General features: G+C 56.9%; 25 protein-coding genes and 1 tRNA gene. 4 read left to right on the top strand and 22 right to left on the bottom strand.

Features of this window, described 5'->3' with window-relative positions; genetic code table 11:
* Positions 1-196: hypothetical protein (locus ED21_RS15870; protein WP_233995767.1), on the top strand; the 196-nt coding region annotated here is incomplete at its 5' end.
* Positions 197-514: 318 nt separating this feature from the next.
* Entirely contained in the window at positions 515-670 is a 156-nt protein-coding gene (locus tag ED21_RS15540) for a hypothetical protein (RefSeq protein ID WP_006834458.1), read from the top strand.
* A 111-nt stretch (positions 671-781) separates the two neighbouring features.
* On the opposite strand, the gene ED21_RS15535 is transcribed toward ED21_RS15540, so the two are convergent.
* The 8 genes from ED21_RS15535 to ED21_RS13315 form a co-directional block, all read right to left on the bottom strand.
* Positions 782-949: a hypothetical protein gene (locus ED21_RS15535; protein WP_006834457.1), complete on the bottom strand. Its 168-nt coding sequence runs from the start codon at positions 947-949 to the stop codon at positions 782-784.
* Between the two features lie 92 nt (positions 950-1,041).
* Positions 1,042-1,545 (bottom strand): hypothetical protein, encoded by a 504-nt coding sequence (locus ED21_RS13345; protein WP_006834456.1) that lies wholly within the window; start codon positions 1,543-1,545, stop codon positions 1,042-1,044.
* Positions 1,542-2,165: a hypothetical protein gene (locus tag ED21_RS13340; RefSeq protein WP_006834455.1), complete on the bottom strand. Its 624-nt coding sequence runs from the start codon at positions 2,163-2,165 to the stop codon at positions 1,542-1,544. The genes ED21_RS13345 and ED21_RS13340 overlap by 4 nt, the downstream gene beginning before the upstream one ends.
* 2 nt (positions 2,166-2,167) lie before the next feature.
* Positions 2,168-2,563 (bottom strand): hypothetical protein, encoded by a 396-nt coding sequence (locus ED21_RS13335; protein ID WP_156787482.1) that lies wholly within the window; start codon positions 2,561-2,563, stop codon positions 2,168-2,170.
* A gap of 240 nt (positions 2,564-2,803) precedes the next feature.
* Entirely contained in the window at positions 2,804-3,328 is a 525-nt protein-coding gene (locus ED21_RS15530) for a hypothetical protein (protein ID WP_156787481.1), read from the bottom strand.
* 718 nt (positions 3,329-4,046) lie between these two features.
* Positions 4,047-6,029 (bottom strand): bifunctional diguanylate cyclase/phosphodiesterase, encoded by a 1,983-nt coding sequence (locus ED21_RS13325; protein WP_006834452.1) that lies wholly within the window; start codon positions 6,027-6,029, stop codon positions 4,047-4,049.
* A 107-nt stretch (positions 6,030-6,136) separates the two neighbouring features.
* Positions 6,137-6,793, bottom strand: coding sequence for a LuxR family transcriptional regulator (locus tag ED21_RS14880; RefSeq protein ID WP_198005866.1), 657 nt, complete (start codon positions 6,791-6,793; stop codon positions 6,137-6,139).
* A gap of 361 nt (positions 6,794-7,154) precedes the next feature.
* A complete protein-coding gene (locus tag ED21_RS13315; protein WP_006834450.1) occupies positions 7,155-8,429 on the bottom strand; it encodes an HD-GYP domain-containing protein in 1,275 nt (424 codons plus the stop codon).
* 556 nt (positions 8,430-8,985) lie between these two features.
* Between ED21_RS13315 and ED21_RS13310 the strand changes: the two genes are divergently transcribed.
* The gene (locus tag ED21_RS13310; protein ID WP_050784782.1) at positions 8,986-11,280 is read left to right on the top strand and encodes a bifunctional diguanylate cyclase/phosphodiesterase; all 2,295 of its coding nucleotides are present in this window, start codon (positions 8,986-8,988) and stop codon (positions 11,278-11,280) included.
* 520 nt (positions 11,281-11,800) lie between these two features.
* On the opposite strand, the gene ED21_RS15865 is transcribed toward ED21_RS13310, so the two are convergent.
* From ED21_RS15865 to ED21_RS13245, 13 genes are all read right to left on the bottom strand, one after another.
* Positions 11,801-12,205 carry a hypothetical protein gene (locus ED21_RS15865; protein ID WP_233995766.1) on the bottom strand — a complete coding sequence of 135 codons (405 nt, stop codon included), beginning with the start codon at positions 12,203-12,205 and terminating at the stop codon, positions 11,801-11,803.
* Between the two features lie 310 nt (positions 12,206-12,515).
* Entirely contained in the window at positions 12,516-13,040 is a 525-nt protein-coding gene (locus ED21_RS13300; RefSeq protein ID WP_006834447.1) for a zinc ribbon domain-containing protein, read from the bottom strand.
* Positions 13,041-13,076: 36 nt separating this feature from the next.
* Positions 13,077-13,463: a hypothetical protein gene (locus ED21_RS15700; RefSeq protein ID WP_198005865.1), complete on the bottom strand. Its 387-nt coding sequence runs from the start codon at positions 13,461-13,463 to the stop codon at positions 13,077-13,079.
* Between the two features lie 26 nt (positions 13,464-13,489).
* Positions 13,490-14,467, bottom strand: a complete 978-nt coding sequence (locus ED21_RS13290; RefSeq protein ID WP_006834445.1) for a tetratricopeptide repeat protein — start codon at positions 14,465-14,467, stop codon at positions 13,490-13,492.
* A 277-nt stretch (positions 14,468-14,744) separates the two neighbouring features.
* Positions 14,745-15,341 (bottom strand): hypothetical protein, encoded by a 597-nt coding sequence (locus ED21_RS13285; protein ID WP_006834444.1) that lies wholly within the window; start codon positions 15,339-15,341, stop codon positions 14,745-14,747.
* A 179-nt stretch (positions 15,342-15,520) separates the two neighbouring features.
* Positions 15,521-16,399, bottom strand: coding sequence for a LysR family transcriptional regulator (locus ED21_RS13280; protein WP_156787478.1), 879 nt, complete (start codon positions 16,397-16,399; stop codon positions 15,521-15,523).
* Between the two features lie 243 nt (positions 16,400-16,642).
* Positions 16,643-17,296 carry a site-specific integrase gene (locus tag ED21_RS15860; protein ID WP_006834442.1) on the bottom strand — a complete coding sequence of 218 codons (654 nt, stop codon included), beginning with the start codon at positions 17,294-17,296 and terminating at the stop codon, positions 16,643-16,645.
* Positions 17,297-17,354: 58 nt separating this feature from the next.
* On the bottom strand, positions 17,355-17,897 hold the full coding sequence (locus tag ED21_RS15855; RefSeq protein ID WP_006834441.1) for an integrase arm-type DNA-binding domain-containing protein: 543 nt from the start codon (positions 17,895-17,897) through the stop codon (positions 17,355-17,357).
* A 177-nt stretch (positions 17,898-18,074) separates the two neighbouring features.
* Positions 18,075-18,151: transfer RNA gene (locus tag ED21_RS13265), tRNA-Met, on the bottom strand.
* A gap of 90 nt (positions 18,152-18,241) precedes the next feature.
* Positions 18,242-18,772, bottom strand: coding sequence for a 2'-5' RNA ligase family protein (locus tag ED21_RS13260; RefSeq protein WP_006834440.1), 531 nt, complete (start codon positions 18,770-18,772; stop codon positions 18,242-18,244).
* Positions 18,769-19,737: an endolytic transglycosylase MltG gene (gene mltG / locus ED21_RS13255; protein WP_006834439.1), complete on the bottom strand. Its 969-nt coding sequence runs from the start codon at positions 19,735-19,737 to the stop codon at positions 18,769-18,771. Before mltG ends, ED21_RS13260 begins: the two co-directional genes overlap by 4 nt.
* 1 nt (position 19,738) lies before the next feature.
* Positions 19,739-20,998, bottom strand: coding sequence for a beta-ketoacyl-ACP synthase II (fabF, locus tag ED21_RS13250; protein WP_034922731.1), 1,260 nt, complete (start codon positions 20,996-20,998; stop codon positions 19,739-19,741).
* Positions 20,999-21,094: 96 nt separating this feature from the next.
* Positions 21,095-21,331, bottom strand: coding sequence for an acyl carrier protein (locus ED21_RS13245; protein ID WP_006834437.1), 237 nt, complete (start codon positions 21,329-21,331; stop codon positions 21,095-21,097).
* A 154-nt stretch (positions 21,332-21,485) separates the two neighbouring features.
* On the opposite strand from ED21_RS13245, the gene ED21_RS13240 reads away from it, so the two are divergent.
* On the top strand, positions 21,486-21,917 hold the full coding sequence (locus ED21_RS13240) for a PA2169 family four-helix-bundle protein (protein ID WP_006834436.1): 432 nt from the start codon (positions 21,486-21,488) through the stop codon (positions 21,915-21,917).
* Between the two features lie 81 nt (positions 21,918-21,998).
* Here the strand turns inward: ED21_RS13240 and aspS are convergent, their stop codons facing one another.
* Entirely contained in the window at positions 21,999-23,855 is a 1,857-nt protein-coding gene (gene aspS, locus ED21_RS13235; RefSeq protein WP_006834435.1) for an aspartate--tRNA ligase, read from the bottom strand.
* Between the last annotated feature and the right edge of the window lie 50 nt (positions 23,856-23,905).

The raw sequence follows: 23,905 nt of genomic DNA, 5'->3' as shown, positions 1-23,905 counted from the left end.
CCCCTCTCCCTCTTCTGCCCCAGCGAGTTTGAGAGAATTTTCGGTGTCTGAAAGAAAGCCAGATTATCTGATATTGGTCAGCTTTCCTCCACCGATATCAGGCGTCAGCGAAGCGCAGCAACCGCTGTTGCGCTTTGTTCTAAACCGAATCTGGGGACCGCTGCCAGCAATGCTAATGGGCACAGTTTGTCAGTAGCAAATGCTGCCGCGAAAGGATCTGACGTTAGGCCAAGACGCTAAAGTCCTGTACCGAGCTTTCTGGTCATGGAGCGAGATTCAGATAATCCGGACGCGATGACGCTGTGCAATCAGCCTTGGCGCTCGCCTTCCTATGCAGCTAGGATATCCGTAAACGGCCGATGTCTTTGATCGCGCCACTCGGCAAGCATCATAGGGGCGACGGACATTTTTGAGGCGGGTGCCCCCAGTGCGTCTCCATCAGTTTGGAAGCCAGACGCAATGCATCCTCAGCTGCACGATGTGGTGGAGCATCCTTCCCTAGCAAATACGCCAGATGGCGATGCTGATCAGCGCTGAAGTCTCGCGTAAGCACCTGGAAGTCAAAAATCCTGAACTTTTGCTCGCGCCCCGCAGCAGCGAACAGCGTATCAAGCCAATCCTGGTCGTATCTGGGAGCATCTGTGGCAACGATGGTGTCTGTGCCGAGTAAACCGTTGAGCCATTCGCAAACCGCTTCGACAGGTTCACCTTCACGCTGCACGCACTCGAGCGGAAGGCCGTGTGCCGCCTCGGAAGATTTTGACCACAAACCGGTGTTGAGTCAGTCGGCGGTTGGCCGGATCAGCTTTGCTTCGACACCGATCGGCTCTGAAGGTCTGCAAACGAGCGCCACACCTACTTCGATCGGATAGCTTCCTCGCTCCAAGGCCGATGCTTCTACGTCGAGGATCGCAATACGCCGGTCGGTACGGTTCAGGAGATTCTTCACTACTGTTCATCTCCTTTCCAATTCACGGGAATGCTTTGCCGCCCTCGCCCAGTCCTGCTGGACCGGGCAGAGAGCATGGGGACAGCGAGCCTTCACGAGCGATTTTCGTACCACTGACAAAGGTAATGGAAGCGCGCCGGCGCTCTTTTACCTTCGTCGAACTTCTGAAGCGTTTGACGTAGCTGCGGCGAGATGAATGTACGCGAGAACGGGATTTCTTCGAGACCCGGCCTCACCTTGGCACCATTGGCAAGCGTGTGACCGATGTGAGCCGCCAGTTGCCGGCGGAACTCATCCTCATCGCGAGCGATGCCAGCTGAGAAGTGGACCGTGTGGCCCGTACCTGTTGCCAGCTCGCTTACGGTCCCAAGAAAAATTCGCCTCGGAGCATCGCTCTTAGGTTCGGAGACCTCCCAAGGATAAGGGACCAACACATAGGGGTTTTCTCCTTCCGCATAGTGCTCGACCTCCTCGCTCGCCATCAGGTGGCGAGCGAGGTTGATTGTCGCATCCATCTTTTCGACTTCAGCTGCACCCTTACGAGCCCAATGCTCCGCAAGAGCGGGAATAGGTTCAGCTTTCGTGTCCTCGCTCATGCCGACACCTTCCAGTCCTTCTTGTGTTTGCGCCAGGCAGCAAGCGCAGCTTCGTAGCCACGATCGCTGCACAGGTCGGTGCAAGCACCGCCGAAGCCATTTATAGTGACCTCGCGCGAGAGCACCGCGCAGTGGACGTGGTTGCCCTGCCCCTTGAGGCCAACGAGGCCCGGGATATGCGCGATCAGGACCGTCGCGAAGCGATGTGCGAAATGACGACGCGCGTAGCTCCGAACCCGTTCGAATCCGACATGCCATGCCTCCTCATGATCGAGCATGATCTTCACATGAGCCATCACATGCTGCTCGTAGGGCGGGAGAGTATCGTCGAACCGGTCAACGAGCGTCCCGAACCGGCCGAGGTCACCCGGAGCCATCGGGGGGAGAAGCAGATCGTACTTGGCCGCGCACCCGAACCGGCGGTCCTCGCCTGGGAAGAGCTTTTTGTCGAACCAAGGCCGGACACCGACCCTGTTCTCCTCGCCTTTGTACCAGTGGCGCGAGAACGCGCAATCGCGATGGTCCTCGCAGCGATCGTGGACAAAAACGCTCAACTTCGTCTGCGGCAACTCCGCCCCATCATCGACAAGTGCGATATTTTTGGAAGTAATCTGGGCCATGATTAGAACCTCCCTTCGAACGAACGAGCTTCGACGGCGCGAATGATTCCGGTGTAGCGCTCGGAGCCATTTGCGTAAGGAGCGCCTTCGAAAGCTTCGAGCCCGCTCTCATTCAGGCAGAAGTAGGGACCCGAGGCCTGTGCAGGGACCAACCACAAGTCGCCACCTTCGCGGCGCCAGGCGAGGAAATCGCACAGCCAGTTCTGGCTGCCTGCCATCAGCACATCGAACGAGGCACCAAGGAGCGGATCGAACCGCATAAGCACAAGGTCCATCTGCAGGAACTGGGCCAGCGCCTCGCATTCGGGGAAGAACAACGGCCGATCGCAGGAAGTGGCGGTGACCACCACGCTCGCTTCCCGGTCGGCATAGAACCCGTCCGCAGTGTTGGCGCTCATATCTTCGCCCTCGCACGAAAGTCCGGTTGCGCTCAGGAATGCGCCGAACCGGCTCTGCGTCCTGAAGGTCCTAGAGGTAGTAGGCGGCAGCACGGGTTCGCCCTCGAGAGGGCGTTGCAGCGTAATCATGTTCATGTCGGGTAATCCTTCGGGGGAGGCCGCTCTGGCCGAGCTCGCCCTCCCCTCTTAATTTCATAATCTACTCGGCCTTACCGCCGAACCTTCTCTTCATTCTTGGAATCAGCCGGGCCGGTTATCGGCCCCTTCAGCCAGAAGCAGCGCCGTCGCTTCGGCAATACCGCGATGCCGGTCGGCTTCGTCGGTCCAAGGCTGCGCGACCTTGCGCAGGCCGCGGTCGAACTTGAAGCACGTAGGGTTGCCTGCAGCCGTGTCTTCATCTGGGGGAAGATAAAGGCCGCTTTCCCTATCAAACCATGGACGCATATCTGCAAAGCGTTCGGCTTTGCCATTCTCTGCGAACAGCACAGTGAACTCAGGTGTTCGATTGCCGTCAGAATGGGTCAAACATCGCACGCCAAGGGCGCTAGTCCCAAGCATGGCGATGCCTCTAGCCATTTCGTCAGAGGCTAGCCTGACACCTGGCATGAGGACGAGCGACCGGGCGAAGCTGGACGAGCTGCAGTCATCATCTGGTATCAGGATCTGGTCGCCAGCGAGTTCATAGGCGGTGAGTTCGCCAAGGTTTTGGCAGATGAGCAGCGCGCCTGCGTAGGAAGCTGCGCCTTTCACATTTTTCTTTGTCATGTAAGTCTCGAGACGGCGCGCAGTTGGCTGCAAGTCTGCGCGCCTCTGGTGGAATTTTCACCTTTCGGCGTCAGCCACCCTAGTCACTGAAGACATTATTTCATGGACATCTTGATCTCTGAAGGTGGGACGAGGCATTCTTAGCCCACCTGAAAAGTCGACTTTGGGGCCGGTAGCAGACAGACCGCTTTTGGTCCTAAGTTAGCAAAAAAACAGCCATGTTAAGACCCGTGTAGCGCTGGTTCACTTCGAGCCCTGTTAATTCTCGCAAGGATGCTCCCACCAAGTTCCGATTTCCCGTCCGTTGCCATCACGCTCTTGGGCGAAGATACGGGCAAGGGTCAATCCTCAGTCTTTTCCCTCGAGCGCGAGCTTCTGGCCTGGCTGCGGCTAAAGCCGATCTTCTTCGCGAAAAAGCGGCGGGTCGCAGCATGTTCAGCCGTGGTCATGGGATAACTTATTGAGGGTTTGGCGTGCGCGCAATTCAACGAGCATCTGGGCGTGTTCCGACGACAGGTGCTGTTCCTTAGAGTGCTTCGACTGCCCTACGCTCTGTGGCATTTGTAACCAAACCAAGGATAATGCGCTACGACATCAGACCTACTCTTAGACTGACAGATTTAATCTCCGGAAGGTGATAGCCACGATGCGTAAGTGCGGAAAATAATAGAAATTGATAGAGTACGCATAATCTCAGCCGACACAAAATAGATGCTTCCTAGAAGATGGTTTTGCTCCCGGAGTATCTTAGCCAAGCTGGGGTTGAGCCAGGAATTGAGTTGAGCATTTTCAACATTCGATCACTCGAGGTGGGCTTCCCGAGAAAGAATCCTTGTCCATAATCGCAACCCATAGCCTGTGCGAGACTAAGCTGCTCATAAGTCTCGATATGTTCAGCTACACAGCGCGCACCTGCCGCATGGCAGAGATCGACAAGACCGAGCAGGATTTGGCGCGAACGTTCGCTGTCGAAAACGTTGTCGATCAGCGTCCCATCGAGCTTAATGGTGTCGAAGGGAAGCTGCCGTAGGTAGGCAACCGAGGCGTAGCCGGAGCCAAAATCATCGAGAGCGATGGTGAACCCTAGCTCGGAAAGCTTCGCCAATTCCTGTTCAGCGTGGTCCAAGTCAGAAAGAATGGCTGTTTCAGTCACCTCAAACTGCACACGTTGTGGAGGAAGAGTTGAGCCCAAAACTAGCTTGTACAGTCGCTCGGTCGCAAGCGGACGGCTCAACTGCAGAGCGCTAAGGTTGAAAGAGAGTGACAGAGACTCGGGCCACTCTTCAGCCGAAGCCAAGGCCTTCTCGAGCAAGTGCTCATTCAACTGGTCAATGACACCCAATTTCTCGGAGATGCGTATAAATTCATCTGGAAGTACGACGCCCAGTTCTGTGCTGTTCCAGCGAGCAAGAGCCTCCGCGAAGACAGGAATTCCTTTCTCCAGGTCGAAAATCGGCTGAAAGTGAATGTCGATCTCGTGGAGCGCCTCGCCAGACAAGATCGACTTCTCGATCTTGGCCCTTCTTTGGTCCGCCTGGAATTGAGGTTGGTCATAAAGATACCAACGCCCGCGCGAGGACGCTTTAGCCTTGTAGAGGGCCGCATCCGCCTGACGAAAAAATTCTTGATTGGACCATGTGAAGGGCCCGGCCTCCGTTACTCCGCAAGATGCGCCCACGAGCAATTCCTTGCCATCCCAATCGATTGGTTGATTAGCTAGTTCGCAAATCTGGGAAGCAGCTCTTTCCAGCTTGAGCCGTGGCAACCCGTCCTTCCAGAAGATCGAAAACTCATCCCCTCCGAGCCTTGCGACAAGCGCGTTGTCACTAAATGCCTTGGAGAGGCGCCGCGCATATTCTCGCAGAATCTCATCTCCCGCAGCATGACCAAATGCGTCGTTGGCAGACTTAAAGCCATCCAAATCGCAGATGGCCAGCACACTGCCCCCGCCGGTCGCGGGACCGCGCACCAAGTTTTCCTCAATTTCGCGCACAAGTTTGCCGCGGTTGGCAAGTCCGCTCAGGACATCTTCTTCCGCACGTTTGATTGCCTCAAGCTCTGCTTTGACGGCGCGGTTGCGTTCACGAGTGATAGCAAGCTGCCCGCGCACAAGACCCAACAGTGCCGTGTTGTGGACATGCAATTGCCAAATGAACAGTAGCAAGACCAAAATGAGGCTGACAGCAATGCCTCGATCCGACGCCCGTCCTAGCCAAGACAATCTGACGGCAACAGGTAAGCCCAGCAGTAATAGAGGAATTAAGGCAGCCCGTGGAAAACTACTCAGCCCATAGGCAGCTCCCAACGCGGCAAGCACACTGTAGAGCAGTATGGTCATCGTCTCTTCGGGATAGACGGTGATAAGAGACTGGGACCAAACAGAAAAACCCGCGCATAATATGGCGGTAAAGACGACCATTTTGACCAGCTCGCGGCGAATTCTCGTGAAATCTTCCGAAGGCTTCTGGAGAGCGATCCAGTAAAGCATTCGCCAAATCAGTAGGATAGACAGGACGGTAATTGGAGAAAACCAGCGCAATTCGCTGCCGTGCGTCGCGACGTGCAATCCGATCAGGTTGATCAGCGCGACGCCATAAAGGAGTGGTATCTGCTTTCGGAGACTGTCAAAAATGCCGATGATCTGCTCGCGCTGTTCGCGAGCGCTCTTCGCAGGGAAAAGTAGGTTGGAGACCCAATGCATGGATCGAGGCATAAGGTAGCCCTTGCCATTCTTTGGTTAACGCGCAGCTAAGAGTTTGTCCTACCCCTACCCCTGCGAACTGGTATCCTCAACTCGGATGGAGGTGTTCAAGCATGGATGATGCCGTATCTAAAACCCTTCACCGCCAATGCTGCACGATCATTCACATCAAGCTTTTGGAACATTCGCGCAATGTGCGTCGCTACAGTGGGCGCCGCTACCCCCAGAATGGCGGCGATCTCCGCGTTAGTTTTGCCCTTCGCGATCCAATGCAAAATTTCGACTTCGCGCCGTGGAAGTCGTCGGCGGATCGGTTCGTCTTGTCGGGCAAGTTCGTCGAGACGACGATGCGCCATCTGTAGTGTCGCAGTGAATTCGAACAGGTTGTCATTCTCAATCACAGAAAAATCGGTCACTTGGCCTAGCACGAATTTCACGATCCGAAGGTCCATCCCAAAAGTTGGAATTATCAACCCATCAGTGATACCCATTTTCTTCATACGATCGATGTAGTCAGTTTCAGCTCGACTGAGCTTCGCCTGCTGCGCAATTTCAGAGATACGCAACGTCGATTTGTGTCGCGTGACGTGGGCAGGAAACGGATCGATCAGATACAACTTTTCTCTTTGATAAGTCTCGATAAATTTTTCAGGGTATCCGCGCGACTTATAAACCATCGTCAGCGGGGAATCCCTCGATGGCACCATGTAGGCAAAACCTTGAAAGCCCAATCCTCCGAAGTGCTTCCATAGCAGATCGACCAAATCGGTCTCAGTCTCACACTGCATGATGGCTTTTAGAATGTCCGGGATACGCGTCTCCTCTTGACCGCTCCTCAGTATTTTAAAGCAATGCTTTGCAGTCCTACGACAAACTCAGTCGAGAGTTCCCATCAGCAGCATTGCCTCAGTGTAGTGTTGGAGATCAAGTTTGGTAATAATTGATCCAGCATTTTGACTTCGATGATTGTAACCAACACGCTTTTTATTAGTCCCTAGGCCGCGATTGTTCGAAGCCCCCTTCCTTCTCTGAAATAAACACAGGAGAACGTCCCAGTAAGTCAAAGGGCTTCACATGGTAAGGGCAACCGCAATGCGTACGCATTTATTCGGTGAGCAAGGTTGCTCAAGAAGTTTTTGGCTTCTCCATCGAAGTGTTGAACCGGTCTTTGATCGCTTTTGACTCCGCAAGGACCCAATCTTTAGGAATCCGGTCGCCCGGATCGGCCGTCCCGACGATCTTGTCATTCGTCAGGCTGTCGCCGATTAGAACTTCGACGGGGTCAATCTGAGCATTCTCGCAGGTAGCGTAATAGGCGAGAACGCGCGTTCTCGAGTTGGCGCGCTTCGGCTCGAGAACGATACCGAGGCGGTTGCTGCGCAATTGCACGAGCATCCCGGGGGCATACAGGCCGAGGCTCTGCATGAAGGTGAATAGCAGATCGCGATCAAAATGGCCTTCCCAGCCCCACATTTCCGCTAGCGCCCGCCTTGGTGCCCAACTTGCTTTGTAGACTCGATTGGAAGTGAGGGCGTCGTAGACGTCGCAAATAGCTCCGAGTCTGGCGACAGTAGAGATCGATTTCGATGAGAGGCCAAAGGGATAGCCACTTCCATCTATTTTCTCATGGTGATGGAGGCAGACATCGAGCGCCGCTTCAGGAATGTCGCGCGATTTGGCGAGAATTTCATGACCGAAAGCGGAATGACTGCGTATCTCACGAAATTCTTCGTCGGTAAGCGGGCCTTCCTTGTCCAGGATGCTGTCGGGTATTCCCATCTTTCCGACGTCATGGAGTAGTCCGGCAATTCCGTAGTCGCGAATTTCGTCCCGGCTCATGTCCATGTGAATTGCGACGTTCACCATCAAGGTACAAACGGCAACCGAATGGAGATAGGTGTATTCGTTCTTCTGCTTCAATCGCAAGACGTTTAGCAGGGCCTTGGGATTCTGATCGATACTAGACACGACTTCTTCAACGACCGGTGCGACATCTTCGACCTGAATGGCACGCCCAAGGCGTGCGTCGTCGAAGGCCTTGCGCACGATGTTTTTCGACCGGGAAAGTAACGCCCGGGCCTGCTGCTGATCCGACGTCGGACGTACACGTTCGATATTGGCCCAAGCTGCCGGCGTACGGCACCGGGCCTTGGCCGAAGGTCGGGTCGGTGTCTCGGCATTCGGTCGAGCCGCTTGCGGCGCCTCGTCGGTCTCCAGACCTATCCCGCGAGTTACGTCAATGATTACGTAATCGACGCACGATTGCCGAATTCGCTCTTCCTGGCGGGCGTTCCTTATCATGAAATGTGCGCGCCAGAAGGGATGGCGGAACCACGAGCCGCTAAAGCCTTTGACGTACATGCCGACCCGAACAAGATCAGGCGAAATCTCCCGTTTCATTCCTCACTCCGCACATCCCGGAAAAAGATCTGCACTACCCATTCCGACGCGCTTCCCGACTCAAGAACGGAAACAGTTAGCGAATCTTAATTTAGGGAATCTAAAAAAGGATATTTCCTAATCACCCTAGGATCGTGAACAAAAGGGTTTCACGATAAGTAGGGGGTTGCGAGGCGCCTTACCGGAATCGATCCTAAGTGCGAAGCAACTCTCCAAAGTTTGTCAGGAAGCGGCTATTGAAAGATATAGAGCATCCCGTCAGTCAACGACCTAATTACAGACATCTGGAAATTGCTCAGGCTCGCACCCCTGCCTTCAACTAAGGTTCGCGAAGGACTGAATTCCGTCATTGAAAGGGGGTGGTAGATGTTGACCGCCAAACGCTGAGGTTCTCCGCTAAAGTGGACGCGCAAAAGATCTGTAGTTGGTATGGAGGCGGTCGCCCCCCTCGAAACCCAGCCTCATTGCGTCTCCTGTCGGTTTCCGGGACGCGGCCAAGTAGATTCCACCTTTAAGCCCTAGCGGACCGTTAACCAAATTCTGCGAAGTCGAGATTTTGAGCCAGAGACTGCTGGCGAACACACAAACGGACAGCGCACTTTTGCCAAAGCGGCTCAGCCTTTTTCACGACGCCCACCGGATTTATGCCGATGCGTTCGTTGCCGATGCCGAGCGACACGTAAACTCAGCAGTCGCAGGAATCACGATTTCCGCCGCTTTCGCGTCCGCCACCATGTATTCCAGCGGCCATCATCTGGAGGTTATCGCGTGGTTCGTCGCGGTCGCGGCGATTGGCTTAGCTCGCGTGCTGCTGCTCCGTCCTGGCTTGCGAGGGACGGGCGAAATCTCTGCAATCGCGAAATGCAAGAGCCTTGTCATTCTCGCCCTGGCAAACGGTGTAGTCTGGGGGCTGGGCGGCTTTGCGGCGGCGACGGTTGCCACACCGGGCCAGTTCTTCATGATCTCAATTTTGCTGAGCGGTATGATGGGCGCTTCAGCGATGAGCTACGGCGCCATTGCGATGCCCGTGCCTGCCTTCGTGGTGCCCGCTGGGCTGGGTTTCCTGGCCGTTTGGGTAGCGTTCCCTGATGCCCCCCTAGCGACGGGCAGTATCGCGACGATTGCGTATGTCGCCGTGCTCATTCGTGGCGCTTTCTCGAACGAACGCAGTTTCATCGCCAAGCTGCGTGCCGAGGAGCGCGCGACCGACAGCGCCGAAACCGTGCGGCTGCTGATGAACGACTTTACCGAGCAGGCATCGGACTGGCTGTGGGAGATTGATGGAGGTCTGCGCATCGTTAATCCGTCGGATCGTTTCATTCACGTTGCGGGCCGAGAGGGGCTCCAACTGAGCGGGAAGGCTTTCTTAGACCTATTCGATGAGACGAGTGAGCGCCGTCAACTGGAGTCTGAGCTCAGGAACCGCAGAGTGTTTCGAAAATTGACGCTTCCGCTGACTATAAGCGGCAAACGGCGTTGGTGGGCGCTTTCCGCGCGTCCGTGCGAGGCAAATGGCGGGTTCCGGGGAGTGGCGTCGGATGTCACGGCGCAGCGCGAAGCGGAAGCCCGAATCAATCACATGGCGCATTATGATGCACTGACCAATCTCGCCAACCGCTATCTCTTCAATGCTAGTTTGGATCACGCTCTCAATCGCCTGCTCGACCGCCATCGTATTTGCGTCCTCTATCTCGACTTGGACCAGTTCAAGGGCATCAACGACACGCTCGGTCACGCGGTGGGTGATGCGCTGCTCCGCGAAGTGGGAAAACGCTTGGAGAACACTCTAAATGGGAGAGGTTTGGTCGCTCGGTTGGGCGGTGACGAATTCGCGGTGCTTCTCCAAGACGAAAATTTGGACCACGTTGCAATGACCATCGCGCATCGGATTATGGAAAATCTACGCGACCCATACGTGATCGAAGGGTCGGAAATCTGCATCGGGACGAGTATCGGCGTGGCATTTGCCGATCCCCAGGGCCCAAGTGCGAGTGATCTGATGAAGCATGCTGACTTGGCGCTTTATCGAGCGAAGGAACTCGGCCGGGGTAAGGTTGTGGTCTTTGAGAGCGCGCTTGTTGAGTTTGCCTTGGCTCGCCGAGAACTTGAAATGGACTTGCGCACTGCGCTCACTGACGGAGACCTCCGTCTCCATTTTCAACCGCTCATGGATCTCCAAACGAACAAGATATTGGGGTATGAAGCGCTTGTTCGTTGGCACCATCCAGAGCGCGGTTTGATCCTGCCCGACGAGTTCATTCCCCTCGCTGAACAAACGGGTCTCATTGTTGAGCTTGGCGAGTGGGTCATTCGTGAAGCAGCAGCGACGGCGCGATTGCTCCCTGGCGAGCTCACAATCTCGATTAACCTTTCGCCTGCTCAGCTTAGGAGCTCTCAACTCCTAGCGACGGTGGTGAGCGCCGTTGCGCATGCAGGGATCGCCCCCTCCCGACTCGAGCTCGAGATCACCGAGGGGGTGTTCTTGGAAGATAGCGAAGATTGCATGCGCATTCTCCGGGAGTTGCGCACTTTTGGGGTGCGCATCGCGCTTGACGACTTCGGCACGGGTTATTCTAGCTTTGGCTACCTCCGCCGTTTCCCGTTTAACACGATCAAGATCGACCGAAGCTTCGTCGCCGAACTGCGTGAAAGCGATGATTGCCGCCGGATTGTTCGCGCTATCAGCGATTTGGCTCATGGAATGGGAATGAGTGTAACCGCAGAAGGTATCGAGGACGTGAGCCAGTTGAGTATGCTGAGGGACCTCGGCTGCGAGGTCGGTCAGGGCTTCCTCTTGGGAAAGCCGATGCCGTTCCAGTTACAGATGGGCAAGAGCCTTCAAACTGGCTGAGAGCTCGCTAGAATATCTCTTAGTCAGGTTGGTCTGCGCGCTAGGGCGTGACAGAAGATCGGTCGTTTGCTGCTCACCGAACTGAGCGCAGTCCATCTTCGAGATTTTCTCGAGGCGCTACTGCGTGAAAGTAAGCAAGCGATGGCTAAGAATTGCCTCACCACGCTCCACTCGATTGTCACCGTGGCACAGGAACGCGGTTTCGTGCAGCATAACGTCGCAAGCAATGTGGAGTTGGGTTGCTCAGAGCGGGGTGTCCTCGGCCATTACCGGAAAGTAGCTGCGAGTCCGTTTCTAGGTATTAGCGTGAGAGCGTGAACGTCCGCAAAGAGGGCGCACTGCTGATTGGCCGATTTGGGGCCGCTAGCGGACTGACGGTTTTTGGCGGCCCACCCAGGTAAAGTGGGTGATTGCTTGTGACCGTGATGGGGCGGAGTGAACCGCTCGTACGAGCAATGGAAATGCGAACCCAATTCTCCCTCACAAGGCGAAGCATTTGTCACACTGATCTAGCGCAAGCTCAAAGATTCAGAATTCTATGGATGGCCGGAAAAAAGGTAAATACCGGGCCAATCTGTTGTTCCTGAAGCGCTGATGAAGCTTGATCGTAGCAATGACTTTCGACCGAATAGATATTCATGTTGACTGCGGTTAGTTTCAATTTGCGTCGCACATTACAGAATTCGCCGCTTACCAGAACAGAGTTCGACCGTGCCCGCGAAGCTTGGCTCAATTTTGTTTTTATGATAATTTTTCCCAAATCAGTACGTTTGGAGAGAGACGTGGCATTGGTCCAATGTTCTGAGTGCGGAGCCAAAATCTCGGAGCGCGCGCCGTCCTGCGTCAAATGCGGTGCGCCTGTTGGGAGGCCAACGGTCCGAAATGGCGCTGCTTCCCAAACTAACGCTTCCGATGCGCTGCCCATGAAGGGGTTGCCTCAAAACGGCTGGCAATGTGCTGGATGTGGAGGCAACGACTACATAGTTACAAAGAAGTTCAGGGGCGCAAACCTGCTTATAGCCGTTGCGGGGCTATTGATTACATTCTTTGTTGTAGCGACTATTGAGCAGCAGGGTGGCAAATTGATCGTAATGATTTTAGGGCTATTTCTGTCTGGCGGAATCGCTCTTCAAGCCCTCAGGGGCAGCGATGCCTACAAGTGTAAATCTTGCGGAAGACAGGAGTTCGCCCATTCGGTTCGTGACGAGTTATAGGTTTCTTGAGCCGCTAGCTATTTAGCAAGTACCTAGAGGCGTGAACAAAAACCGATAGACGGTTTCTGATTCCAGGTCTCTCAACGACCCCCATTGATCGACTTTGAGCGATAATTTGAAACCATTCTCAGTGGCACAACAGATCGTGTGATCGGCGATAGACCATGGCAAGCTCGTCTCGTTCTGTAGCTCTCCGCCAAGAGCAAAATCGCCGTCTTCGCGATAGGTCGAAACGATGGAAAGGTCTTTGTAACTAACCTCATACATTTCCGCCGGGATGTCTGTTGGAGCTAGATCGTCCCAGTTGATAGTGGGGTGAGAGCCCTTAAAGCTCAGAACGCGTATGACAAATGAGCCGTCTTTTTTGAGCGCCGAGATCAACTCAGAGACGGGCTTGCTCTCGACATAGAAGCCGTCGTTTCTTGGAATTCCTGGCCCGAAGTAAGGCTCGACGAATGTTCTATCGTCGGCCGGCCTCCCGCAATTCGGGCAAGCGTCAGCCTTGTCGGAAATAGGCTCACGGCAATCTGGACAAACGAACAGCACGGGGTAGTCCCCTCATCATTACAGCAATGGAGCGGGTTATGCCGAAGACAGCATCTTAATGAGCAAGAAGGCCAAGCCTGCGAGAATGAACATTTTGCAAAGTTTGGAGCGGAAAAAGGTTCCTATGCCTCTTAGCATCAAGATCAACGTGCCCACACCGGCAAGCAACAACCCGAACCCAACTACCAACGCTGCGAGCGGGCCTTCGAGGCCGGCAGTCATAGCAAACGCCACAGCGAGCGAGCCGAAGATGAGGATACCAAAACCGGAAGCCGAACTGCCACCTCCTCCCGCAACGGGTCCGACCGGATCATTTTTGTGTACGGTTTCAAAACAGAACCCGTTGCAATACGGGCATGTTCCCCCGCCCCAAGCCAAGCCGGTTCCGCTGCACTTACTGCACGTTTCTTGGACGAATCCCATATCCATCCTCCTGCATCCAGGGATGACTATCGTATCAAGCCGACAGCGTACGCATTGTTGATATTGTCAGCGATGCGCTGTTCGTTGGCATTGTAGTCATCGATGATGCCCTGGCTCTGCCGACGATAATCCTCGTCGCTCGGATTCCCAGCCGACTGCAAGCTTCGCACGACTTCGGATCGGGCGAGGGGGACTTGAGCGCATATCCCTTCATAGCCCGGGTCGGATGCGAAAGGCTCGGACCTGCATGCTACTTCGGCCCGGTCAAGATCTGCCATCGCATCGCTGAAGTTGAACACACCTGCCAGACCATTCGAGGCCAGCATCTGGAGAAACAGCTTCGGAGAGCTATGTGGCCAAGCCAGCAGGCCGCGCATCAGATAACCTCCGGGATCGCCCTGCTTGGCGGACAAGTCGGCCCAGTAATGCGCTTTTTTGTGGCTCTGTTCCATCGCTATGCCGCGATACACACGCCACGCGTATGCCGCCTGCGCTTTGGCGTGGCGCTTGTGCGCCGCCTCCTTCAGCCAAAAATTGACCGCTTCTTCACTCCGCGTAACACCTTCGCCGCGATGCATGCGTATTGCATAGGCAAACATGGCATCCGCATCCCAACCTTGGGCAGCACTGAATGCCTGTTTGGCCGCAGCCGAGGTAGGGTTACCCGAATACTTTGCGAATTGCGCCGCCTTTGCGGGGCTGGGAGGACCGAAGTATTGGTCAAAAAGTTGATAGAAACCGCCCTTAATCAGCAGAGGATCGCCGAAGCCCTTGATAGTTGCGCTGTGAAAGAACGCGGCGGCATCATGCAACTGTTCGGCTTTCTCGCCCGTCATCCTCGAATCTGTATCGCGAGAATAATAAATGCCGACAGCCCGATAGTAATCGTAGCCTCCAGCCTCAGTGCCCTTGCAAGAACGTTCAACCGCCTCGCGTTCGGCAGGGTCAAGGCCACGATCCGCATAGACGCGCAACACGATGTCATCGCAAATCGCTCCCGGCATCGCATTCTCCTGAGAAGCATGGGCCGAAGCCCCGCTGTCAACTCGTACAGCACTCTGCATTTGAGCGTGCGCAGACTGAACAGGCAAACTGGTCGCCAATGCAACGATTAGGCTGATTGCCGGCATTCTCATCATCAAACCTTTCCAATCCCCTCAAAGAGACCTCGCGCCGGACGCAATCGAAATAATGTTGAGTTCCGCATTCCGCATCTTGTTGCATCTTGGATGCAAGCGGTTCGAATGGCCTTTAGGAAGGTGCTCGACCGTAGCATTGGCTCTAATCCACCCGAAATCTGGTGTGATAGATCTGGTTGTGCTTGAAATTGCCTTCTCCGGCCATTCTCCGCCGAAAGTTGGCCGGGTCGCAGGGACTCGCTTTGTAGCGTTGCCACTTCTCCATCGCTTTCTGGAACAAATTGTCGTACTCAGCCATGCTCGCATCGAGGCGTGTGTCGCCATATTTCCTGTCATGGGCTTCGCTTGCTGCCAGCGTTTCGGAAACCGCCAGCCGGAGCGATGCATCGCGGGACATCGTGCACAAAGAATAAAGAGCGTCGGCCTTCGCTATATTAGAGAAGAACGCTCGATAAGTTGTGTTATGGATATAGTATTTGTGCGTCGGCGCATAACCTGAAGCAGACGGGGCTGGGGGAAGGCTCTCAGAACTTGTCCCAGTTTGGGCGTCCGGCACATTCGATATCTCGGATGAGGCATTCGTTTCCAAATCGAGCGCCTCATCCACTGTCTTCTCGGCCTTGGTTTCGAGCTTCTTTTCGATCTTTTCCTGCAGCTTCTTGAAGAGTTGGGCCGATGCAGGCGACGGTGTTACGGAAATGAGAATACAACCGAGAAAGGTGTATGCGAAGGTCTTCATGGCTTCCTCCGGGCGAACGGGAGTTGCATGGCGATTCCGAAACTCGGAACGGCAATTGCTAGCGGCATGCGACCGGTTAATCTGTTATGCTGTTTGTCTGACGAGGTTAATAAAAACGTTCTGTCGCGGTCAACGCACAATGCTGCATATTGGTTTTGCACAGTTGCATGGCGGTGCATTCAGCAGTGCGTTCTGAAGACCTCTTCGATCCAGCCGATCACCGCTTTCACGCGCGCCAGTTCAGCCACATCAGGATGCACTTGCAGCTTGAGTGTGCGCACGAGTCCGGGACCATAGCCTTCGCATTTAACCAGCTTTGGATCGGAGCAGCCCAACATATCGGGCAGCAGCGCCTTCGCTTTCCCCGAACGTACGACAGACGATATGATCCCAGCGTCATCTGCGCGAAAGATCGCGGTTTCCCCTGTCTGCTCGAGGCGGCGGTCGAGCCAGGTCTGCGGGGCGAACTTGTCCAGCAATACAAGCGAACCCGCCCAGGGCAGCTCTGCGGGATCGGCGGTAGCAGCTGCGTAGACAGAAAACGGGATATTGGCGACAGGCGCTTCATATTCTTCGGTGTGCCTAGGCAACTCGAAGCGCAGCGAGAGCTCCGTTTCCCTCCGGCTCGAAAGACGCTCATGCAAATCAGCGAAACCCTGGATCTCGATGGCGGGATGATCGGCCCAAAAGCTGGCGAGCCGGGGGGCGAGTGCATGCTCCAGTATCCAGGGCATGGTTGCAATGCGCACCTTCCCGGATAATCCGCTTCGCCCCTGCGCCGTGCTATCGCGGAGCCTGTCAACCGCGCGCTCCATCTCCTCGACCTCGGCAATTACAGTGTCACCGATTTCAGTTGGCACAAAGCCTGATTTGTCGCGATGGAACAGCGGATCACCGATAGCAGCTTCGATTGCGCTCAGGTGGCGACCAACGGTACTTTGGTCCACGCGCAGCCGCGCAGCCGCTTTGGTAAGCGACCCTGCCCGCGCAATCGCCAGGACAAAACGGAGATCGTCCCATTTCATTGGCGGGAAGATAAGGTAAGCGCCGAGCGACAACAATATGCCTTGGCGACAGGTGGGCGGGACTTGCAACGCGTTCCATGCGTCACAAAAGGCAGATCTTCATCGCGCGAGCGATCGATAAGGTTTGGGTGTATTAATGCTGAACGCTCGGAAACACCCTATTTCAACTTTGGCTGATGACACTTCGCAGGATAAGTGGACGGTCTGCTTTCAGGAAAATAGCAAGCCTCCTCGAATGTCCGGAAAGGGGCGCAAGGCTGTCATAGCCAAGCTCGGCTACGCGGCATCAACCAGGCGCAGCGTCCCTTCCCCACCTCGACACCGATCGAGATAATCAGCCCAATCCTGCATCATGCCTCTTCGAGGAACGAGATAATCGGCAGAATTATAGGCATCTCGCACTTCGTCATCATCACTGTGAGCTAGCTGCATCTCGACCCAATCCTTGTCGTATTTGCGCATCCAGGTGGACGCCCCCGGAAGCGGGACCAGTTGCTCATCGGCCCAAGTGCTGGCGAGGCTCCGAAATCCATGCACCGTTTGACGGGAATGGTATCCCAACCGATATAGCCCATAGATCATCGTGTTCTCGGATATGGGCTTGTTACGCTTGGTGCCGGGGAAGATGTAATTACAGTCCGGACGTGCGATCATCACTTTCACAATGGACGCGGCCTGCGAAGAAAGCGGAACGAGATGCTCCCTCTCCATCTTCATCCTTTCCTTCGGAATCCTCCAGACCGGCGTTGGTCCGTCGAGGCCTTCGAACTCGTTTTTCTCTGCAAAGCGAAGCTCTGAGGTGCGCACCCAGGTTAGAAAGGCAAAGGAAAGCGCCGCCTTTGTAACGTCCGAGCGTCGGCCAACTTCATTCCTGTACCCTTCGATCTTACGCAATAGTTCAGGCAACTCGCTGGTTAGGACCTTCGCCATGTGCTTTACGCGCGGCTTGGGCTTTAGAGCACCCCCGAGATTAGCAGTCGGATCAAGCTCACAAAGTCCGCTTGCGATAGCAAACTGAAACACTTGACCGATGCACTGCTTGGCGCGGCGCGCTGATGTCGAGAGCCCCTCGTTCCTCAATCTTCTTTATGACACCGAGAACGATGGGAGGAGTAATTTCAGTCAGCAGGAGATCGCCCAGCACAGGAAGTACGTCGCGCTCCAGACGGGACCAAACCCGCTTGGCGTGGGCTGGTTTTATGCTGTCTAGTCGGTTGCTGTGCCAGTGTGTCGCCACGACCCTGAAGGTCTTCTCAGCTGAGTAGTCACGACCAGGCTTGTGCACCATCGGGTCCTTACCTTCGGCAAGCGCGCCCTTGGCGATCTTCTTCAGCTCTCTTGCCGCGGAAATCCCGACCTTGGGATAAGCGCCAAATGACAAGAGCTTTTCCTTGCCCCGGTACCGGTACTTCATTTGCCACAGTTTTGAGCCGTTGGCTTTCACGAGCACAAACAACCCTTCCCCGTCTGCCAGCTTGTAGTTCCTCTCAGCAGGATTCGCCTTTTTGATCTTCATTTCAGTCAACGGCATCGGGGGTATCACTCCTTTTCCTTCTCTACGAAAGTACCCCCAAAATACCCCCAGACCAAATCCGGCTTCATGCGGACCCATGCGGAAGCAAGCGGACGCGAATCACGCGCAACCCGTTGAGATAAATTTGTTTTTTTGAATGATACGGAAGCATGCGAACCCATACGGATTCGACTATGGTAGCGGAGGAGGGACTCGAACCCCCGACACGCGGATTATGATTCCGCTGCTCTAACCACCTGAGCTACTCCGCCCCGAAAGGCCGTGTCGGCGGGCAATTGGCCAGACTGGCAGCCCGCTCGGCAGGCGGCGCATTTAGGGCGCGCTTGCGCCCCGGTCAACAATCATTTCCCGCGAAATGCAAAGCGGCGCAGGAATTCCCACGGACCGCCGCGATAGGCGTGCAGCGCGAGGCCCGGAAAGTGGAATGCGCGCGGCTCTATCGTGCCAGAAAGTTCGGCCTGCAGGGCCTTGGCGACCTTGGAGGTAACCTTGTTCTGGATCGTGACGTGCAATCGCGGCCTGTGCTGGTCCTGGGCGGTCAGCATGCCGCGGAAATGCTCGGCAATCTCGTCGCGCAAGGCCAGCAAGTCGGGGCTCGCCAAACGGATCGCCGTCCCCCCGCCGAGCGCCATCAGGTCTTCCACCTGCCCGCTGACGGGCGCCACCTCGCCCGCCAGACGCGCAAGATAGCGCCGCACCTCCTCCTCGCATTGCGCGGGGATGGCGTGGAAAAGCGTGACATGCGCCTCGAGATAATTGCGTTCGGGCGGGAAATGCTGCGTGCGAAGGTCGGTGTACCGGCGATGCAATTCGGGCGGAAGTTCCGCCGCGAGGATCAGTGGCGCGCCCTCGCCGCTCACATTCAGGCTCACATTTCCCCGCGTTCGCGGCGAAGCTTGCGCCAGTTCGCGGCGTTGCGATTATGCTCTTCCAGCGTCTCGGCAAAGACGTGGCCGCCCGTTCCGTCAGCCACGTAATAGAGCGCCTTGGTTTCGGCCGGATCGAGGACCGCAGCGATGCTCTCGCGTCCTGGATTGGTGATCGGGCCCGGCGGCAGGCCGGCCACGGCGCGGGTGTTGTAAGGGTTGCGGTCGCGCAACTCTGACACGCGGATACGGCGACCCAGGGGCTTGCCCTTGGTGATGGGATAGATCGTCGTCGCGTCCGCGCCCAGCATCATCCCGATCCGCACGCGATTCGACAGCGCACCCGCCACCATCGGGCGCTCGTCCGCCTGGGCGGTTTCCTTCTCGACGATCGAGGCGAGGATAAGCGCTTCCTCCGGCGATTTAACCACCGCCCTGCCGGTCCGCTTTCTCCACGCCTGCGCGAGATAGCTATCCATTGCCGCCTGCATCCGCGCGAGCACTTCGGCGCGCGATTCGCCGCGTTCGAAAGCATAGGTATCGGGCAGGACCGAGCCTTCCTCGGGCACCTCGACCTCACCGGTCAGCAGGTCTTCCGCCATCAGCCGTTCCCAGACGAGGATCGAAGGCAGACCCTCGGGTATCGACACGAAGCGGCGGATCGCCTGCCCGTTCTGGAAGGTGTCCAAGATTTGCGAAGGACTGGCCCCGGCCTCGATCAAGAACTCGCCCGCCTGGATCGGATCGCCAGAACCGAGGATCTTCGCGCGCAGGAGGAAGCTGCTCGACGAATCGATTAGCCCCTCCTCGTCGAGTTGGCGCGCCACGGCCGTCAGCGTCGCGCCCTGCGGCACGATGAAGCTCGTGTCTTCCTCGACATCGGCCGAACCGTACCAGCCGCTGGCGAACCATATCAGGACGGCCAGTCCCACAAGGACTGCGGCCCCAAGCACGAGGCCGAGCTTCTTCACCCTAGTCGACCTTCTTGACGATCAGCGAGGCGTTGGTGCCGCCGAAGCCGAAGCTGTTGTTGAGGGCGGCGCGTACTTCGCGCTTCTTCGCCGTGTGCGGGACGAGATCGACCCCCTCGGTGCCCTCGTCCGGATCGTCGAGGTTGAGCGTGGGCGGTACGATCTGGTCGCGGATCGCGAGGATGCAAAAGATCGCTTCCACCGCGCCCGCGCCGCCAAGAAGGTGGCCGATGGCGGACTTGGTGCTGCTCATCGAAGCGCCGCACAGATCGTCACCCAGCACGCGCTTGACCGCGCCCAGTTCGATCGTGTCGGCCATGGTCGAGGTGCCATGCGCGTTGACGTAGTCGATATCGCAGGGTTCGAGGCCAGACCTCTTCAACGCCATGCGCATCGCCAGTTCCGCGCCCTTGCCTTCGGGGTGCGGCGCGGTGACGTGATACGCATCGCCCGACAGGCCATAGCCGACCACTTCGGCATAGATTTTGGCGCCGCGCGCCTTGGCATGTTCGTATTCTTCCAGCACCACCACGCCTGCGCCCTCGCCCATGACGAAGCCGTCACGATTCTTGTCGTAGGGGCGGCTCGCCTTTTCGGGCCGGTCGTTCATGCTCGTGTTGAGCGCGCGCGCCTGCGCGAAACCAGCGACGCCAAGCGGGTTCACAGTGCTTTCCGCGCCGCCCGCCAGCATGATGTCGGCATCGTCGAGCGCGATCATGCGTGCGGCATCGCCGATCGAGTGCGCACCGGTTGAACAAGCGGTAACGACGGCGTGGTTCGGGCCCATGAGGCCGTATTTGATCGAGACCTGACCGCTGATGAGATTGATCAGGCGTCCGTGGACGAAGTGCGGGCTGACACGGCCGGGGCCGCGATCATGGAGGACGATCGATTCGCTCTCGATGCCCGGCAGGCCGCCGATGCCCGACCCGATCGAAACGCCGGCGCGCTGCTTGGTCGCATTGTCCATTTCGATAAGGCCAGCGTCTTCCAGCGCCTGACCCGCGGCATCGATACCGTAGACGATGAAGGGGTCGACCTGGCGCTGAACCTTGTGATCGACGCGCTTATCAGGGTCGAAGCCGTACTCGTGGTCCTTGGGCTTCACTTCGCAGGCGATGGTCGCCTTGTGGCCTTCGGTGTCGAAACGGGTGATCTGCCCCGCCCCGCTCTTCCCGGCAATCAGGTTGCTCCACGAGGTTTCGACGTCTCCGCCCAGAGGGGTGACGAGGCCAAGTCCGGTTACGACCACACGACGCATGAAATTCTCCGCAAAAAAGACAACAGGCCCGGCCCATCGTCAGGGTCGGGCCTGTCCGGTCCCGCACATCACGCGGGTGTTGAGAAGCCTTGGCGCTTAGCCCTTATGCTCTTCAATGTACTTAGTCGCGTCGCCGACGGTGGTGATCTTCTCAGCCGCATCGTCGGGGATTTCCACGCCGAATTCTTCTTCGAAGGCCATCACGAGCTCGACGATGTCGAGGCTGTCTGCGCCCAGGTCATCGATGAAGCTGGCTTCCTGGGTGACCTTGTCTGCTTCGACGCCGAGATGCTCGACGACAATCTTCTGCACGCGGTCGGCAGTATCGCTCATTTATATTCCCTCTCATCTTGGGGGTTATTACGTTGCGTCACGCCCTAATGAACGGCGCGGCGCAGCGCAAGGGCAACTCGTCCGGTCATTCGAACCCATTGTCGGTTTTGCTCGTTGCTTGGGCAGTTGCCATTTTGAAAAGGGAAGCAAAATCATGGCTACCACCGTATTCAAGAGCCTCACCGACACCACTTTCGATTCGGTCGAAGGCTACCGTCAGGCCGGCGAAAAAGCTGACAGCCCGCAATTGAAGCAGGCGCTGCAGCAGCGTTGCAACCAGCGCGAAAGCACGCTGCGCCAGATGAACGCCGAACTCGAACGCCAGGGCGATGGACTCGTTACCACGGGTTCGATGACCGGCGAAGCGCACCAGATGTGGCAGAGCATCTCCTCCGCTTTTGAAAGCGACGACGAAGCCGCTGCCGAGCGCGTCGAAGAAGGCGAAGACTACATCAAAGGCAAGTTCGAAGAAGCGCTCGAAGGCAACCAGCTCGAAGCGCAGGAACGCGCCGTGGTCGAGCAGGCCTATAACGAAATCTGCGAAGGCGAACGCTTTGGCGACATGATCGCACAGCAGTACGACTGATCCAGCGAGCAGTCGTATATTAAGGGCGCGGAGATCAGTCTCCGCGCCCTTTTTGCGTAAATAAACTGACGGGCCCCCGTATTAGCCCTCCGGCGGAGCGTCGCGCTTCGCGGCTTCGGAATTCATATCGGTCTTTTCCGCACCGCTGGCTCCCTTCTGAGCTTCCAGTGCCGCACCGCCGAGGCGGATGTGCACATCGCGCAGTTGGCTGGGGGCGACCACGCTAGGCGCGCCCATCATCATGTCCTGCGCCTTCTGGTTGAGCGGGAAAGCGATCACTTCGCGGATGTTAGGTTCGTCGGCCAGCAGCATCACGATGCGGTCGATGCCCGGAGCCGAGCCGCCGTGCGGCGGTGCGCCCAACTTGAAGGCTTCAATCATGCCGGAGAAGTTCGCATCAACGTCGGCCTGCGAGTAACCGGCGATTTCGAACGCCTTGTACATGATGTCCGGGCGGTGGTTACGGATGGCGCCCGAGGACAGTTCGTAGCCGTTGCAGACGATGTCGTACTGCCAGGCTAGAATATCGAGCGGGTCCTTCGTTTCCAGCGCCTCCATCTCGCCCTGCGGCATGGAGAAGGGGTTGTGGCTGAAGTCGACCCTCTTGGCGTCCTCGTCGTATTCGAACATCGGGAAGTCGACGATCCAGCAGAACTTGAAGCATCCTTCCTCGATCAGGCCCAGCTCCTCGGCCACGCGGGTGCGCGCGGCCCCTGCGAGCTTGGCGGCGTCCTTTTCCTTGCCAGCGGCAAAGAACAGGCCGTCGTTTTCGCCAAGGCCGAGTTCGGCGTAGAGCTTTTCCATGCCTTCGGTGCCGTGGTTCTTGGCAATCGGGCCGCCGAATTCGCCGCCCTTGCGGGTGACATAGCCGAGGCCTGCAAAACCTTCGCGGCGCGCCCAGTCGTTCATCTCGTCGAAGAACTTGCGGCTCTTCTCATGCGTGTTCGGAGCCGGGACCACGCGCACGCGGCCGCCGGTGCCGACGATCTTCTCGAACAGACCGAAGCCCGAAGTGGTGAAGTGGTCGGTGACGTCGCTGATGATCAGCGGGTTGCGAAGATCGGGCTTGTCGGTGCCGTATTTCAGCATCGATTCCGCATAGGGGATGCGCGGGAATTCACCGGCCGGCGTCACAGTCTTGCCGTCCGCAAATTCCTCGAACACGCCGGCGAGCACGGGTTCGATCGCCTGGAATACATCTTCCTGCGTCACGAAGCTCATCTCGAAGTCGAGCTGGTAGAATTCGGGGCTGCGGTCTGCGCGCAGGTCTTCGTCGCGGAAACAGGGCGCAATCTGGAAGTAGCGGTCGAAACCGGCGACCATCAGCAGCTGCTTGAACATCTGCGGCGCCTGCGGAAGCGCGTAGAAGCGGCCCGGGTGCAAGCGGCTGGGCACGAGGTAGTCGCGCGCTCCTTCGGGCGAGGACGCACCGAGGATCGGGGTCTGGAACTCGCTGAAGCCCTGGTCGGTCATTCGGCGGCGCAGCGACGTGATCACACGGTTGCGCAGCATAATGTTCTTGTGAACACGCTCGCGGCGCAGATCGACGAAGCGGTACTTGAGACGCGTCTCTTCCGGATAGTCTTCCGCCTGGTTGACGATCAGCGGCAGGTCTTCCGCGCGGCTCTGGATCTCGATCTCGCGGGCGAAAACCTCGATCTCGCCAGTGGGCAGGTTCTTATTCACCGCCACTTCGTCGCGTGCCTTCACCGTGCCGTCGATGGTGACGACCGATTCCAGCTTGAGCTTTTCCAGCACCGGCAACGCGCGGCTGTCGCTGTCCGCAACAATCTGCGTGATGCCATAGTGATCGCGCAGGTCGACGAAGAGAACGCCACCGTGGTCGCGCTTGTTGTGCACCCAACCCGATAGGCGAACGGTTTCGCCGACATTGTCCTTCGTCAGCTGGGCGCAGGTGTGGGTACGATAGGCGTGCATCTGGAATTCTTTCCAATTTGGGATGTATGGCGCTAAGGGCGCGGGGCGTC

The organism is Erythrobacter sp. SD-21 (genome assembly GCF_000181515.1).
Taxonomy (GTDB): domain Bacteria; phylum Pseudomonadota; class Alphaproteobacteria; order Sphingomonadales; family Sphingomonadaceae; genus Qipengyuania.
Note: the sequence above shows the minus strand (reverse complement) of the source record. Positions and strands in the feature narration are given on the sequence as shown.